At 64.0% G+C, this 14,496-nt stretch carries 18 protein-coding genes and 1 tRNA gene; 10 read left to right on the top strand and 9 right to left on the bottom strand.

From position 1 onward, the window contains the following. Positions 1-55: 55 nt before the first annotated feature. Complete coding sequence (locus CH286_RS24675) at positions 56-613, bottom strand: transglycosylase family protein (RefSeq protein ID WP_032376935.1); 558 nt, start codon at positions 611-613, stop codon at positions 56-58. Positions 614-1,115: 502 nt separating this feature from the next. Between CH286_RS24675 and CH286_RS24670 the strand changes: the two genes are divergently transcribed. Together CH286_RS24670 and CH286_RS24665 are read left to right on the top strand one after the other, a co-directional pair. Next, positions 1,116-1,192, top strand: a tRNA-Met gene (locus tag CH286_RS24670). A 56-nt stretch (positions 1,193-1,248) separates the two neighbouring features. Continuing rightward, positions 1,249-1,764, top strand: coding sequence for a putative immunity protein (locus CH286_RS24665; protein WP_094610593.1), 516 nt, complete (start codon positions 1,249-1,251; stop codon positions 1,762-1,764). A gap of 8 nt (positions 1,765-1,772) precedes the next feature. On the opposite strand, the gene CH286_RS24660 is transcribed toward CH286_RS24665, so the two are convergent. Next, positions 1,773-2,378 (bottom strand): hypothetical protein, encoded by a 606-nt coding sequence (locus tag CH286_RS24660; protein WP_217902949.1) that lies wholly within the window; start codon positions 2,376-2,378, stop codon positions 1,773-1,775. 7 nt (positions 2,379-2,385) lie between these two features. Beyond that, on the bottom strand, positions 2,386-2,556 hold the full coding sequence (locus CH286_RS27935) for a hypothetical protein (protein ID WP_165430209.1): 171 nt from the start codon (positions 2,554-2,556) through the stop codon (positions 2,386-2,388). A gap of 69 nt (positions 2,557-2,625) precedes the next feature. Here CH286_RS27935 and CH286_RS24650 point away from each other — a divergent pair, with 69 nt between their 5' ends. Next, positions 2,626-3,171 carry a GNAT family N-acetyltransferase gene (locus tag CH286_RS24650; protein ID WP_094610591.1) on the top strand — a complete coding sequence of 182 codons (546 nt, stop codon included), beginning with the start codon at positions 2,626-2,628 and terminating at the stop codon, positions 3,169-3,171. Here the strand turns inward: CH286_RS24650 and CH286_RS24645 are convergent. The 4 genes from CH286_RS24645 to CH286_RS24630 form a co-directional block, all read right to left on the bottom strand. Further along, a complete protein-coding gene (locus CH286_RS24645; RefSeq protein ID WP_255182759.1) occupies positions 3,144-4,421 on the bottom strand; it encodes an RNA polymerase sigma factor in 1,278 nt (425 codons plus the stop codon). The genes CH286_RS24650 and CH286_RS24645 overlap by 28 nt on opposite strands. Before the next feature lie 16 nt (positions 4,422-4,437). Further along, positions 4,438-4,782, bottom strand: a complete 345-nt coding sequence (locus CH286_RS24640) for a YciI family protein (protein ID WP_032376940.1) — start codon at positions 4,780-4,782, stop codon at positions 4,438-4,440. A 185-nt stretch (positions 4,783-4,967) separates the two neighbouring features. After that, positions 4,968-6,191, bottom strand: a complete 1,224-nt coding sequence (locus tag CH286_RS24635; RefSeq protein ID WP_032403106.1) for an acyl-CoA dehydrogenase family protein — start codon at positions 6,189-6,191, stop codon at positions 4,968-4,970. Between the two features lie 44 nt (positions 6,192-6,235). Next, positions 6,236-7,645 (bottom strand): acyl-CoA dehydrogenase family protein, encoded by a 1,410-nt coding sequence (locus tag CH286_RS24630; RefSeq protein WP_094610662.1) that lies wholly within the window; start codon positions 7,643-7,645, stop codon positions 6,236-6,238. A gap of 142 nt (positions 7,646-7,787) precedes the next feature. On the opposite strand from CH286_RS24630, the gene CH286_RS24625 reads away from it, so the two are divergent. Further along, complete coding sequence (locus CH286_RS24625) at positions 7,788-8,156, top strand: DUF1304 domain-containing protein (protein ID WP_037155706.1); 369 nt, start codon at positions 7,788-7,790, stop codon at positions 8,154-8,156. Between the two features lie 7 nt (positions 8,157-8,163). On the opposite strand, the gene hisN is transcribed toward CH286_RS24625, so the two are convergent. Together hisN and CH286_RS24615 are read right to left on the bottom strand one after the other, a co-directional pair. Further along, positions 8,164-8,955 (bottom strand): histidinol-phosphatase, encoded by a 792-nt coding sequence (gene hisN / locus CH286_RS24620; protein WP_094610590.1) that lies wholly within the window; start codon positions 8,953-8,955, stop codon positions 8,164-8,166. Positions 8,956-9,014: 59 nt separating this feature from the next. Continuing rightward, complete coding sequence (locus CH286_RS24615) at positions 9,015-9,506, bottom strand: beta-class carbonic anhydrase (RefSeq protein WP_094610589.1); 492 nt, start codon at positions 9,504-9,506, stop codon at positions 9,015-9,017. Between the two features lie 226 nt (positions 9,507-9,732). On the opposite strand from CH286_RS24615, the gene prfB reads away from it, so the two are divergent. From prfB to smpB, 6 genes are all read left to right on the top strand, one after another. Beyond that, positions 9,733-10,845: a peptide chain release factor 2 gene (gene prfB / locus CH286_RS24610; protein WP_027496571.1), complete on the top strand. Its 1,113-nt coding sequence runs from the start codon at positions 9,733-9,735 to the stop codon at positions 10,843-10,845. Positions 10,846-10,850: 5 nt separating this feature from the next. Continuing rightward, positions 10,851-11,750: a mechanosensitive ion channel family protein gene (locus CH286_RS24605; protein ID WP_032403110.1), complete on the top strand. Its 900-nt coding sequence runs from the start codon at positions 10,851-10,853 to the stop codon at positions 11,748-11,750. Beyond that, positions 11,747-12,193, top strand: coding sequence for a hypothetical protein (locus CH286_RS24600; protein ID WP_032403111.1), 447 nt, complete (start codon positions 11,747-11,749; stop codon positions 12,191-12,193). Before CH286_RS24605 ends, CH286_RS24600 begins: the two co-directional genes overlap by 4 nt. An 86-nt stretch (positions 12,194-12,279) precedes the next feature. Next, the gene (gene ftsE, locus CH286_RS24595; protein WP_027496574.1) at positions 12,280-12,969 is read left to right on the top strand and encodes a cell division ATP-binding protein FtsE; all 690 of its coding nucleotides are present in this window, start codon (positions 12,280-12,282) and stop codon (positions 12,967-12,969) included. 63 nt (positions 12,970-13,032) lie between these two features. Then, entirely contained in the window at positions 13,033-13,938 is a 906-nt protein-coding gene (gene ftsX, locus CH286_RS24590; RefSeq protein WP_032403112.1) for a permease-like cell division protein FtsX, read from the top strand. 83 nt (positions 13,939-14,021) lie between these two features. After that, on the top strand, positions 14,022-14,495 hold the full coding sequence (gene smpB, locus CH286_RS24585) for an SsrA-binding protein SmpB (RefSeq protein WP_032397704.1): 474 nt from the start codon (positions 14,022-14,024) through the stop codon (positions 14,493-14,495). Position 14,496: the final 1 nt, after the last annotated feature.

The raw sequence follows: 14,496 nt of genomic DNA, 5'->3' as shown, positions 1-14,496 counted from the left end.
ATCGGTGAGGCGGCTCTTTCGTTGTGAAGCTGCAGCTCGTGTGAACTGCTCGGGATCAGCGTCCGATGGGCGCGAGCACGGGGGAGTTCGCAGCGACGAGGTGCTGGAACTGAGTGCTCAGGCCGTACTGGTCGGCCAATTTGGATGCTGCATCGAATGCGCCCTGTGCAGCCTGTGTGGCGGCTGCAGCCTCCGGTGCGACGGCCGGTGCGGGTGCCGGAGCCGGAGCGGCCTTCGGCGCGGGAGCGGCTTCGGGTGCGGGCGTCGAGGTGCCGGTGGTCAGCTGCTGCCCGCATACGGGCCATGCGCCCGGTCCCTGGCTCTGCAGGGTGTTCTCCGCTACGCGGATCTGTTCTGCCTTGGATGCGTTGGCCGGCGATCCGGATCCACCGTTGGCCGTCCAGGTGCTCTGCGAGAACTGCAGGCCACCGTAGTAGCCGTTTCCGGTGTTGATGCTCCAGTTGCCACCACTTTCGCACTGTGCGACGCCGTCCCAGTTGTGGGTGGCTGCGCTGGCGGTTCCGGCAGAGAGGCCGAGGGGGATTGCTACGGCGGCACCTGCGATGGCGGCCAATCCGAGTGCACGCTTGCCGAAATTGTTCTGTGTGGTCATTCGGGGTGAATCCTCTCCGCGCTCGACTGGCGCGACTGGCCTGCAATCGTTTCGCCGGCGTTATGGCGAGAATGACCAGGCACTTCGTATCGTCGCGGCTCTGCCCCCGTACGTCTTGGGGACCACACCCGCGGGGCAGAGCGAAGGGAGCGGCGGGGTGGTGCAGGCCCAGCGGTTTAGGGCCGTCCGTGAAGGTAGTCGAGGATTCACTCATCGTCACGGAGCGAAAATGGGACGACGCGTGACCACATGGTGGGACGGTTGGGGGTCTTTTGCCAGCTCAGCCGGGCTCGTGGCGCTAATGTTTCCCCTTCGTAACCCGACTGTTATGTGACGTGAAACACGCATGAAAAGAGACGCGGAGCACTATTTTCTGTGGGCTTCGACGTGATAGACGCGGAGAAGGACTGCCTCGAATGCATGCGTTCGGCGGGCGTTGAGGCACGCGATTGTCACGTGATTTGCATTGGCCGTACGCGCGGGAGTAACTTCGTAGATGCATCGCGGGGTGGAGCAGCTCGGTAGCTCGCTGGGCTCATAACCCAGAGGTCGCAGGTTCAAATCCTGTCCCCGCTACCACTACGAAAGGGGCCCGAGACTATTGTCTCGGGCCTCTTTCGTGTTCTCATCGAGGCATGATTCTCCCGGCCGTCAGAGACCCACGGCTGATCACGGTGCACCGCGGCGGCTTGTTGTCCGACGCCGACCATCGAAGTCTCGCGCTGTGGGCCGCCGAGTGTGCGGAACACGTGCTCGGATTGTTCGAGGGGGCCGAGCCGTCCGATTCGCGGCCGCGTGAGGCAATCGAGGGCATTCGGGCGTGGATACGCGGTGAACTCGCGATGATGGCGACCCGCGCCCTCGGCGGCCACAGCATGGGTGCGGCACGGCCCCAGAGCGGCGCTGCACGCTTCGCCGCCTACGCCGCCGGCCAGGCCGCGTGTGTGGCACACGTACCCGAACACGACCTCGGAGCGGCTGCGTACGCGATCAAGGCGGCCAGGGCCGCCGCACCTACCGGCAGAGAGAAAGTTGCCGGGCGAGAGGAACTCCGGTGGCAGCGGGATCGACTGCCGGACAGTGTGCGTGAGTTGGTGCTGGAAGACCAGAAGAAGAGGAGCAGTATCTGCTGGTCCGTATTCGACGATTGACCGGTCGACTATCTCACCGACACCGTCAGGAACTTGTTCGGTGCGATCGTGGCGCGTACATCGTCAGCGGTCAGCGGTGACGCGGGAATCAGTGACGTGTCGGGTCGAAACCGGATGGTTGTGCCGGTGTGGTCGGTCGGTGCCGTGGACAGCAGCTCGGTGACGGGAACCCCGTGCTCGTATCGTCCGGTCCACGAATGATCGGTTCGTCGGTTGGTGTGTTCGAGTGCCTCGGACAGTGCCGCGACGGTCGACATCCCGCGGCGGGCATATCCGTCGGCCAGCAGGACGGGATGCGGACGGTCGAAGAAGCGGACGTCCTTCGTGCTCACAACAGGCTTGCGCACCGCGACTCCGTGGTCGTATCGCGTGTCGGTGCCCCGACCGAAATCCGTCACCTCGATCGTCCCGTCCGAGCCGAACGTGACGGTCGCGTGGCCGCCTCCCTGATCCTCGGCCTCGTCTACCGCGTACGCGAGGACCTCGAGTATCAGATGCAACATTCCACCCGGCGCGTACTCGCCGGGCCGAGCTCTGATGTTCGAGAGATGGTCTCGATCGACGTCCACCGACCAGTCGTGGGTTGTCGTGGACCACGTGTGTCGACTGGACATCGACGGTTCAGTCCGAAACCTGCTCGCGCCCATCGTCACTGGTGACCGTCTCGGACTCGTCGGCATCATCGGCGGTGAGGTCTACCGTGTCCACACCCTCGAGTGCCGTCAGTTCTTGCTCTGCCTCTGCGATGAGGCCCTTCGCGTTCTCTTCGATCTTCTTGACCCACTCGGCCATGACGGTCACACCCTTCGCTCGATCGTGTACCACCGGTCTACCAGACTTCGTTCCCTTAGGATCCACGGTGTGCGAACACGAACCTCGCGTCTCGATCTCGACGAGCCGGTCGTCACGGATCTCGATGCGCTGTACGCGATCTGCAGCGATCCGCAGTCGTGGACCCACTTTCCCAGCCTGCGGCACACCGATCCCAGCGCGACCGAACGAATGTTGCTGGGCTGGGTGGAGCAGTGGCGGCGGGATGGATTGGCCACGTGGATCATTCGTGAGCGCGGCAGCTGCACGATCAGTGGCTACGGCGGGTGCTCGAAGCGGCAGAACGCGTTCTGGAATCTCGGCTATCGCCTCCATCCCGACGCGCAGGGAAACGGGTACGCCGCGGAGATGTGTGAGATCGCAGTCGAGCGCGCGCACCGAACCGAGCCCGAATTGCCGATCGTGGCGTACCTCCTCGAACACAACGTCGCGTCGGCCCGAGTGGCCCAGCGCGCGGGCCTGGAGTTGATCACCCGTGGACCCGACGTCGGCAGTCCCGACGCCGACGCAGTTCGCCTGGTGTACGCCGATCGGCCGTTGAGCTCGACTCAGGTCGACTCCGTTCTGTCTGCCTGAGCGATGCCGTTCACGTCGGCCAAGCGACGCTGTAGCAGTCGCTTCTCCGGTGCGGTTCGTGCACGGTCCAGAGCCTGTCGATACTGCTCTGCCGCCTCGTCGAGCCGGCCGAGTCGGTGCAGCAGATCGGCTTTCGCCATCGGGTACGGGTGGTAGCGGCGCAGCGACGGCTCGTCGGCAAGTAGGTCCAGCTCGTGCAGGCCGGCTGCGGGACCGTCGCGCATGGCAAGAGCAACTGCTCTGTTCAATGCGACGATCGCATTCGGGCCCCGATCCATCAATATGTCGTACAGGGCAACGATTTGGTGCCAGTCGGTACTGTCGGTGTTCGGCGACTCGTCGTGCAGCGCGGCGATCGCTGCCTGCACCGCATAGGGTCCGCTCGGGCCGCCGCGGAGGGCGTCGACCACGAGTTCGGTCCCTTCGGTGACGAACTCGGCGTTCCACGATCGCCGGTCCTGATCGGCCAGCAGCACAATGTCGCCGTGCACGTCGATCCGTGCGCGGCGTCTGGCGTCGGTCAGCAACATCAACGCCAGTAGGCCGGTCACCTCGGACTCTGTCGGCAGTGCTGCGTGCAACAGTCGTCCCATGCCGATCGCCTCGGTGGTGAGGTCGATGCGCCCCACTCGGTCGCCCGACGTCGCCGAGTACCCCTCGGTGAAGATCGAATAGACGACTTCGAGCACCATCGGCACTCTGCCGGCCAACTCGTCCGAGCCCGGAACGCGAAAGGGTATGCGCGCGACGCGAATCTTGTTCTTGGCTCGCACTATTCGTTGTGCTGCCGTGGCCGGAGGGATGAGTAGTGCACGCGCGACCTCTGCGGTGGTGAGACCGGCCAGACACCGAAGGGTCAACGCGAGGCGGTCGCCGGCCGCAAGCGCCGGATGCGCGCAGGTGAAGAACAACTGCAGTCGGTCGTCGGGTAGATCGTCGTCTAGCGAACTCGGCGGGTGTGGTTCGCTGCGATCCGAATCGGCCTGCAGCACTCCGATCTTCGCGGCGAGCGTCTGATCGCGTCGCAGGCGATCGACCGCCTTTCGGCGGGCAGTAGTGAGCAACCAGGCTCCGGGCTTGGACGGTATGCCATCGATCGGCCAATGCTTCAGAGCCGCCTCGATGGCATCCGACGTCACCTCCTCGGCGAGATCGAGATCACGGTAGCGCTGAACCAACGACGCGAGCAGCATCGAGCGCTCGGCACGGAAGACCGAGTCGAGCGCCCGATGAACCTCGGACTCGCTCACCGAACGACCCCGTGGGTCAGAATTCTGCGAGCGGACGAACGATCACGGTGCCGCCGTCTTTCGATCCGGGGCATCGCGTCGCCCATTCGAGCGCGGAATCGAGGTCAGGAACGTCGATGACGTCGTAGCCGCCCAGTACTTCGTGTGACTCGGCGTACGGCCCGTCGGTGACGGTGCGTTCTCCGGTGGTGGCATCGACGCGCACCGCCGTGGCGGTGGTGAGGTCCGCCATCGCATGACCGGAGACGTAGACGCCCGCCTCCTTCATTTCCTTCTCGTAGGTCATCCAGTCCTCCACGCTGCTGCAACCCGGAGCTGCTCCCGGTGCGGTGTTTGCGTTGATCAAGAGGATGTACTTCATGGTGCGCTCCTGGGTTCGATACCTCGGTGTCGCGGCGTGAGTCGCCGTTCACGAAGACGACGCCCGAGAAGACACGATATCGACACCGGCGTCCGAAATTTTCCGCAGTGCACAAAAAAGCGGCATCGGACCGATGGTCCGATGCCGCTTTCGTCACCCTGTGGCTCGACTACGAGCCGGATGTGTCACTTCAGTTCTGCCGACGACTTTCCGAGTACGCGTCGCGCAACGATGAGTTGCTGGATCTGCTGCGTGCCCTCGAAGATGTCGAGAATCTTGGAGTCGCGGCTCCACTTCTCGAGCAGCGGGCGTTCGGAGTAGCCGTAGGTACCGGCCAGCTCGACCGCCTTCAGAGTGATGTCGACTGCCGAGCGGCCGGCCTTGGCCTTGGACATCGAGGCCTGCAAGGAGTTGGGCTCCTTGTTGTCGGCCATCCACGCTGCGCGCAGTGCGAGCAGGTGGGCAGCTTCCCAGTCCGCTTCGAGCCGCAGGAATTCCGCGGCAGCCGCGTGCTGGTTGTAGGCGGGGGTCTCGTACGAGATCTCCACTCCGGCGTCGACGAGGATGGACCGCAGCTCTTCGAGTGCCGCGCGTGCGACGCCGATTGCCATACCCGCGACCAGGGGACGCGTGTTGTCGAACGTCTGCATGACGCCGGCGAAGCCCTTTTCGACGTTCACCTCGGCGGTACCGAGCAGGTTGTCCTTCGGAATGCGGCAGTCCTCGAGCAGGAGCGCCGCTGTGTCGGACGCCTTGATGCCCAGCTTGTGCTCGAGGCGGGCGACCGACAGGCCCGGAGCGTCACGCGGGACGACGAACGATTTGATCGCTGCACGACCGAGCGACTTGTCGACCGTTGCCCACACCACGATGTGGGTGGATCGTTCACCGGCGGTCACGTAGATCTTCTCGCCGTTGAGTACCCATTCGTCGCCGTCGAGGACAGCGGTGGTGGTGACTGCTGCGGAGTCCGAACCGAAGCCGGGCTCGGTGATGGCCATCGAGGCCCATACCTTGCCGAAGCGCTCGAGCTGCTCGTCGGTGGACACCGCGGCGATCGCCGAGTTGCCGAGTCCCTGGTAGGGGATCGACAGGGTGAGGCCGACGTCGCCCCAGCACGTCTCGATCACATTGACCAGGGCAGACATGTTGCCGCCGTTGGAGTTCGCGGTCTTGCTCGGCTTGGGCGCGGACTCGCTGTCCTTCTCGCGGCCACCGGCTGCGCCGCCGATTTCGCCACCGGCGTCGGACATGCCTTCGACCATCGACGCCATCGTGTCGAGTTCCACCGGGTACTCGTGCTCGGCGAGGTCGTATTTGCGGGAAATCGGGCGGAAGATCTCGGCAGCGACCTGGTGAGCCTGATTCGCCTGCGCCCGAAGCTTCTTGGGAAGTTCAAGATTGATCATCGTGTATGTCCTTGGGTGAGTGCCATGGAATTCGGGGCGGCGAGCTAGATGAGAACGATGCCCTCGGCGACGCCGACGGACCGCAGATCGCGGTACCAGCGCTCAACCGGGTGCTCCTTGGTGAAGCCGTGACCGCCGAGCAACTGCACGCCGTCGGAACCGATCTGCATGCCCTTCTCGGAGGCGAGCCGACGAGCCAGCGCAGACTCACGAGTGAACGACAGCCCCTGCTCGGCGCGAGACGCACCACGCAGCGTGACCAACCGCATGCCGTCGAGCTCGATGGCGATGTTGGCGACCATGAAGGCCACGGCCTGACGGTTGCTGATCGGCTCGCCGAAGGCGACACGGTCGTTGACGTACGGAACGACGTAGTCGAGTACGGCCTGGCTGGTACCGACGGCAAGGGATGCCCAGCCGAGTCGTGCGAGGCCGATGGCTGCGCTGTACTCGGCGGCCCGCTGATCTGCATCACTGTCGCCGAGAAGAGCCGATTCGGGCACTGCGACGTCGGTCAGGATCAGACGGCCCAGACCTGCTGCGCGCAGACCCATGCTCGGGTCGGCTTCGACGACCAGGCCTTTGGAGTCGGATTCGACGATGAAGAATGCCGGGCGGCCCTCGAGCTCTGCGGCGATGACGAACAGCTCGGAGCTTCCGGCAGCAGGCACGAGACTCTTGACGCCGTTGAGCTTGTAGCCGCTGGGGGAGCGGACGGCCTTGGTCTGCAGCGCGTACGGGTCGAACAGGGCGCGGGGTTCGTTGACGACCACCGCGGCGTTCGGCACCTTCTCGCCGACGAATGCGGGAAGGTACGTCTTCTGCTGTGCGTCGGTGCCCCACTGGGTGAGAGCGACGGCGACACCGCTGGGCGCGAGGATGGGCAGTGCCAAGCCCATGTCGCCGTGGGCGAGCGCCTCGGCGACGAGGGAGTTGGTAACCGCGCCCCGCTCGGTGGCTGCGCCGTCGAGCTCCTCGGGAACGTTGATCAGCGTGATGCCGAGCTCGGCGGACCGGCGAACCAGATCCTCCGGTGAGGAGGCGTTGTGATCTGCGTCGAAGGCGGCCGGCCGGAGGATTTCCTCGGCGAACTCCTTGACCGTCTCGACGATCATGCGCTGTTCGTCGTCGGGCGTCAGGTCGAAGTAGCTCAGGTTCTTGGTGGCACCGTCGTCGAGACGCTTGGGCTTGCCGCCACCGGTGACCTTGGCGAACGTGCGATTGGCCGCACCGAGTGTCTTGAACCCGGTCTTGGTGCTCTCGTACGTCACCCGGTCGATCGTCTGGCGGAGGTTGTACTTCTCCGCCAGTTCCGATCCGGTGATGGCGGTCAGAACGCGCATCGCGGTTCCGATCGCATCTCTCTTGAACGGGTTGAGGCCAACCGCAGAAGTATCGCGGGGCACCTTCGGGCGCTTCGCGTCGACCACACTGTCTTGCTTGCTCATGATCACCAGTTCCTCGGCGTCGGTCACGGACTTCACAGATCTTACTCCCGAGTAAGTTAGCTGTCTACTGTCGAGTAAGTACCGGTGGTCCACGACACCCCAACAGCAGTTCGTATCCTGCGTCGTATCGATGTGACAGGCTGTTTCCGTGCATCTCACAGCTCAGATCTTCGCCGCCCTCGCCGCAGCCCTTCACGTCGTCATCTTCGTGATGGAGAGTGTGGTGTGGACCAAGCCTGCTGTGTGGTCCCGCTTCGGAGTCGCGAGCCAGCACGACGCCGACGTCGTGAAACCGATGGCCTTCAATCAGGGCTTCTACAACCTGTTTCTCGCCGTCGGAATCGTGGTCGGCCTCCTCGTCGGTGGATCCGCGGGCGACGCGATCGTCTACTTCGCGTGCGCGAGCATCGTCGGAGCGGCTCTGGTTCTGGCCACCGGTGGTGCCAAGTACTTCCGGGCCGCATTCGTTCAGGGCGTCACGCCGCTGATTGCGCTGGTTCTCGCTGCGGTTCTGTAGTCGTAATTCAGGCGTCGGGGGACAGTCGCTCGAGTACCTCGCTCTGCAGTAGGCCATTGGTGGCCACCGCGCTGCCGCCGTGCGGGCCTTCGGTGCCGTCCAGTGCGGTGAAGTCGCCGCCGGCCTCGCGCACGAGGACATCGAGCGCAGCCAGGTCCCACAGCGAGACCTCGGGTTCGGCCGCGATATCGACAGCGCCCTCTGCGACCAGGCAGTACGAGAAGAAGTCGCCGTAGCCGCGCACCCGCCAGACGGCATCGGTGAGATCGAGGAATCGGTCTCTGATACCGAGATCGGACCAGCCGGAGAGGCTGGAGAAGCTCAGACTCGACGACGCCAACGAATCGACCTTCGAGACCGTGATGCGGCGCGGAGTGCCCCCGTCCGAGGCCGTCCAGGCACCCTCATGATGTGAGGCCCACCATCGCCGGTTCAATGCAGGGGCGCTGACGACTCCTACTCGCGGTACGCCGTCGTCCAGCAGAGCGATCAATGTTGCCCAGACGGGCACGCCGCGCACGAAGTTCTTGGTGCCGTCGATGGGATCCACCACCCACTGGCGACCGCTGAAGGTCGCGGTGCCGCCGAACTCCTCGCCCAGCAAGGCATCGCCGGAACGCTCCGAACCGAGCTCGCTGCGAATCATCGTCTCGACGGCCAGGTCTGCGTCGCTCACCGGTGTGAGATCCGGCTTCGAGTCCACCGAGAGATCCATGGCCCGAAATCGTCGACGAGTGATGGCGTCGGCCTCGTCGGCGAGCCTGAGGGCAAGGGCAAGATCGGCGGAGTAGTCGGTCACCGGAGAAGACTATCGCCGCGCACGGGCTTGCACGTACGCGGCGATATGGGTGGCGGGGTCTATCCGGTGACTTCGTTCAGCTTCCCGGTTGCGACATCGAATACGAAGCCTCGAATGGATTCGTGCTTCGTGACGAACGGGCTCTGCTCGATGCGGGCGAGCGACTGGCGAACATCGCGGTCCAGGTCGGTGAACGACTCGGCAGCCCAGTTCGGCTTGATGCCCGTCTCGTGCTGCAGATCTTTCTTGAACTCGTCATCGGTGAAGGTGAGCATGCCGCAGTCGGTGTGATGGATCAGGATGATCTCCTTGGTGCCGAGCAGGCGCTGACTGATGGCCAGCGACCTGATCTCGTCGTCGGTGATCACACCGCCGGCATTGCGAATCACGTGGGCTTCGCCGTCGGCGAGACCGAGAATGCGGTAGACGTCGAGTCGGGCGTCCATGCACGCGACCACTGCCACGTGCTTCGACGGCGGCAGAGGCAGGGGACCGTCGAACTGGGCGGCGTAGGCCTTGTTGTTGTCGAGGTACTGATCGGTGACGGTCATACGACGCTCCTGTGTACTGCAGGTGTGGCCGACACCGGGCGGTGACAGGCATGTCGACATGCGAATATGTCGATGAGCCGAAAACTAGCAGTCGCCCGGTGGCCTGACGAGAGTTGAAATCAGCACGGTTCGAACCCTCGACGACGGTGTCGATTCGTCCAGGGCGGTCCCGTCCGGGTTCGGGGGCGGTCGGGCGAGGGTTCGGGTGCCGGTAACCTTGACTCTCGTGCATCCCGACGTTTCTGCAGACCTGGCCGAGCTCGACACCACTCTGTCCACTGTCGAGTCGGTTCTCGACGTCGAGGAACTGCGGCGACGCATCGACGAGCTGGAACACCAGGCCGCATCACCGGACCTGTGGAACGACCAGGAACACGCGCAGCAGGTGACCAGTCAGCTGTCCCACGCGCAGGCCGAACTGCGCCGCGTGGAGGAGCTTCGGCAGCGACTGGAGGACATGCCTGTTCTGTACGAGCTCGCCGAGGGCGAAGAAGGTGAAGCGGCCGCGTCGGCCACCGCCGATGCCGACGCCGAACGGGCATCCCTGCGTGAGGACATCGCAGCCATGGAAGTGCGGACCCTGTTGTCCGGGGAATACGACGCGCGTGACGCGTTGGTCAACATCCGTTCGGGTGCCGGCGGAATCGATGCCGCCGACTGGGCGGAGATGCTCATGCGTATGTACATCCGCTGGGCCGAGAAGCACGGCTACGGCGTCGAGGTCTACGACACGTCCTACGCCGAAGAGGCCGGAATCAAGAGTGCGACCTTCGCCGTCAAGGCTCCGTACACGTACGGGACGTTGTCGGTGGAGCAAGGTACGCACCGGCTCGTCCGGATCAGCCCCTTCGACAACCAGGGTCGACGCCAGACCTCGTTCGCCGAGGTCGAGGTTCTCCCGGTCGTCGAGACCACCGACCACATCGAGATCCCCGAGAACGACATTCGCGTGGACGTCTACCGCTCGTCCGGACCGGGCGGACAGTCGGTCAACACCACCGACTCCGCCGTTCGATTGACGCACATCCCGACGGGCATCGTGGTGACCTGTCAGAACGAGAAGTCGCAGTTGCAGAACAAGGTCTCTGCCATGCGAGTGCTGCAGGCCAAGCTCCTCGAGGTCAAGCGCAAGGAAGAGCGCGCCGAGATGGACGCGCTCAAGGGCGACGGTGGTAGCTCGTGGGGTAATCAGATGCGCTCGTACGTGCTGCATCCGTATCAGATGGTCAAAGATTTGCGTACCGAGTACGAGGTCAACAATCCGTCTACTGTTCTCGACGGGGACATCGACGGATTTCTGGAATCCGGAATTCGATGGCGAATGCGAGGGGAGCAGTAGATCTGATGGCAGGCTGGTTGAACCCGACGCTCGACCTGAAGCTGAACGCCCTCGGGATCGTTCTGTACATCCTCGGCGGAATGCTGGCCGCGCGGTTCGTCACCTGGACCGGGTCTCGCATCACTGCCCGCATCGATCAGAACTACCAGCACAGCGATGCACTCGTCCGATCCGAGGCCGCCAAGCACCGGCACGCCCTTGCCCAGGTCATCACCTGGGTCGTGGTCACGCTCATCTACATCCTGGTCACCATCGAAGTGCTGCGTCGCTTCGGATTCGGCGTCGGCGGGCTCGTGGCACCCGCGACGGTCATCGGTGCCGCACTCGGCTTCGGAGCTCAGCGCGTAGTGCAGGACATTCTGGCCGGGTTCTTCATCATCACCGAACGTCAGTACGGATTCGGTGACGTCGTGCAGATCGCCGTCAACGGGTCAGCCGAGGACGCCGAGGGCACCGTCGAGGACGTGACGCTCCGCGTCACACGGGTCCGCAGCGTCGACGGTGAGGTCATCACCGTCCCGAACGGGCAGATCGTCAAGGCGATCAACCTGTCGAAGGATTGGGCGCGCGCCGTCGTCGATGTTCCTGTCCCCAGCACCGCCGATCTCACCCAGGTCAATGCGCTGCTCCGCACAGTCGGCCGCGATGCGTTCGCGGACACCCGGCTGCGTCCGCTGTTGCTCGACGAACCGACCGTGATGGGCGTGGAGAGCATCGAGGTGGGGCAGGTCAACGTTCGCCTCGTTGCGCGAACACTGCCCGGCAAGCAGTTCCAGGTGGGACGAGAACTTCGAGTCCGGGTGGCTGCCGCGCTGCGTCCCGAGGGCATCAGCGTTGCTCCCGACGTCAGTACGGCCGGGGTCGCACCGGAATCGTCGGGTCGAGATCGGACGGAAGACCAGTGAGTTCACCTGATACCGGAACCGAACGCCCGCAGCGCAACTGGCGACAGTGGCGCATTCCGGCCAAGATCTACGGCCGCGTCCGCACGTCCACCGTGGCCTTCGGTATCTGCTTTGTGCTCACGGGCCTGCTCTACGGGCAGGTCAGCGCAGATATCGCCGAGAGGGACAAGCAACAGATCGAGGGCCCGGTCGCTGTCGATCCGTCCGAGCTCACCCCCTACAACCAGCCCCAGACCTCCGAGCCGCGATACTCGACAACCACGGTCTCGCCGACTCCGTCGGCCACCGTCGATCCGGAGCAGTCGGGAACCGTCGAGGAATCCGGACAGCAGGCCACCACAACGACAGTTTCGCCGACGACGACCGCGCCGTTCGGCGTGCAGATTCCGCCGGCGATTCAGTCGCTGATCCCCACCCAGCCTGCACCGACTTCATCGCGCTGACGCTGCCTTTACCGTCTCTCGGGACTCGCCGTGGTACCCGCACGGTTCCGACGGTTACCGGCGGGTAAGGACTACACTGGCGACCCGTGATCAGCACCTCGAATGTGTCCAAGTCCTACAAGACCTCCACCAGGCCCGCCCTGGACAAAGTGACGGTCTCCATCGACAAGGGTGAGTTCGTGTTCCTGATCGGCCCGTCAGGTTCGGGCAAATCGACGTTCATGCGGCTGCTGCTCAAGGAGGAGACGCCCACCTCCGGTGACATTCACGTTGCCGACTTCCACGTGAACCGATTGGCGGCCCGTCGCGTCCCACGGCTGCGGCAGAGCATGGGCTGCGTCTTCCAGGACTTTCGTCTCTTGCAGCAGAAGACCGTGGTCGAGAACGTGGCATTTGCGCTCGAGGTGATCGGCAAGCCTCGTTCGATGATCAAGCGCACCGTCCCCGAGGTTCTCGACCTGGTGGGACTCGGTGGCAAGTCCGATCGTCTGCCGAACGAGCTGTCCGGTGGTGAGCAGCAGCGTGTGGCGATTGCCCGAGCTTTCGTCAATCGCCCGCTGGTCCTGCTCGCGGACGAGCCGACCGGAAACCTGGATCCGGACACCAGCCAGGACATCATGCTGCTGCTCGAACGCATCAACCGCACCGGAACCACTGTGCTGATGGCGACCCACGACAACCACATCGTCGACTCGATGCGCCGCCGCGTCGTCGAACTCGACAACGGACGAGTCGTTCGTGACGAGGCCCGCGGGGTCTACGGCGTCGGGCGCTGACGACACCCGACCAGGACCTATCGGACTTCTCGACCGAACGAATCGAAGGGCTCGGATTCCGCGATGCGCGCAAGTTTCATCTTCAGTGAGGTCCTCACCGGACTTCGCCGCAACATCACCATGACGATCGCCATGATCTTGACGACCGCCATTTCCCTCGGCCTGTTCGGCGGCGGGTTGCTCGTGGTGCAGATGGCGGGAAAGACTCAGCAGATCTTCCTCGACAGAGTGGAAGTCCAGATCTTTCTCACGGACGACATCTCCGCAACGGATGCCGACTGCGCACAGGAGACCTGCGCCACCCTGCGATCGGATCTTGAGAACACTCCGTCGGTGGTCTCGGTGCAGTACCTCAATCGTGAGGATGCGGTGAAGGACGCAACCGAGCGAGTGTTCAAGGATCAGCCCGAACTGGCCGAACTGGTCAGTGCCGACAGCTTTCCCGCGTCGTTCAAGGTTCGCCTGAGTGATCCCGAGCGGTTCGGGGTGATCAACGACAACTTCCAGAATCGACCGGGCGTGCAGAGCGTGCTCAACCAACGCGATCTGGTCGAGCGATTGTTCAGCGTGCTCAACGGTGTGCGGAACGCTGCCTTCGCGATTGCCACTGTGCAGGCGATCGCCGCAATTCTTCTGATAGCCAACATGGTTCAGATCGCTGCGTTCACCAGACGAACCGAGGTCGGCATCATGCGGTTGGTCGGTGCCACTCGCTGGTACACCCAGCTGCCGTTCCTGCTCGAGGCGGTGGTGGCCGCACTGATCGGATCTGCGCTCGCCATCGCCGGACTGTTCACCGCGAAGAACATGTTCATCGACGATGTTCTCGCGGACGTGTATCAGGCCAACATTCTGGCCCGGATATCGAACAGCGACGTGCTCCTCGTCTCGCCGTTCCTCGCGCTGGTGGGAGTCGGCATGGCAGCGGTGACGGCCTACATCACGCTGCGCCTGTACGTGCGCGAATAAATTCGCTTGCCGTTCGGTTCTATGCTGGAGCGGTTGCCCATGGAACCGCTCCACGCGGCGAACGCTCGAGAAAGGGCCCTGCAGTGAGAGAGAAGGGCCGCAAGGCCATCGCGACCAATCGCAAGGCGCGGCACAACTACTCCATACTCGACGTCCTCGAGGCCGGAGTTGCCCTCGTCGGAACCGAGGTCAAGAGCCTGCGCGACGGCAAGGCCTCCCTGGTCGACGCCTTCGCGACCGTCGACGACGGTGAAATCTGGCTGCGCGGGCTGCACATCGCGGAATACACGCTCGGCAGCTGGACCAACCACGCACCACGTCGAAACCGCAAACTCCTCCTTCACCGTCGCGAGATCGACCGCCTTGCAAGCAAGGTCAAAGAGGGAAACCTGACGCTGGTGCCGTTGTCGATGTATTTCTCCGACGGCAAGGTCAAGGTCGAACTTGCCTTGGCCAAGGGCAAGCAGGACTACGACAAGAGACAGTCGTTGGCCAAACGCACCGCCGAACGCGAAGTGACTCGTGAGCTGGGGCGTCGTGTGAAGGGCATGCGCTGAC

Origin of the sequence: Rhodococcus sp. WWJCD1 (assembly GCF_002258735.1) — a bacterium.
Classification (GTDB): domain Bacteria; phylum Actinomycetota; class Actinomycetes; order Mycobacteriales; family Mycobacteriaceae; genus Rhodococcoides.
Note: the sequence above shows the minus strand (reverse complement) of the source record. Positions and strands in the feature narration are given on the sequence as shown.

Coding starts and splice junctions, on each gene's coding strand:
- CH286_RS24640 (WP_032376940.1), bottom strand. CDS start 4,782: ATGAAGTACATCCTCTTGATCAACGCAAACACCGCACCGGGAGCAGCT.
- CH286_RS24675 (WP_032376935.1), bottom strand. CDS start 613: ATGACCACACAGAACAATTTCGGCAAGCGTGCACTCGGATTGGCCGCC.
- ftsX (WP_032403112.1), top strand. CDS start 13,033: ATGCGCGCAAGTTTCATCTTCAGTGAGGTCCTCACCGGACTTCGCCGC.
- CH286_RS24605 (WP_032403110.1), top strand. CDS start 10,851: ATGGCAGGCTGGTTGAACCCGACGCTCGACCTGAAGCTGAACGCCCTC.
- CH286_RS24635 (WP_032403106.1), bottom strand. CDS start 6,191: ATGATCAATCTTGAACTTCCCAAGAAGCTTCGGGCGCAGGCGAATCAG.
- CH286_RS27935 (WP_165430209.1), bottom strand. CDS start 2,556: ATGGCCGAGTGGGTCAAGAAGATCGAAGAGAACGCGAAGGGCCTCATC.
- CH286_RS24665 (WP_094610593.1), top strand. CDS start 1,249: ATGATTCTCCCGGCCGTCAGAGACCCACGGCTGATCACGGTGCACCGC.
- CH286_RS24660 (WP_217902949.1), bottom strand. CDS start 2,378: ATGTCCAGTCGACACACGTGGTCCACGACAACCCACGACTGGTCGGTG.
- CH286_RS24615 (WP_094610589.1), bottom strand. CDS start 9,506: ATGACCGTCACCGATCAGTACCTCGACAACAACAAGGCCTACGCCGCC.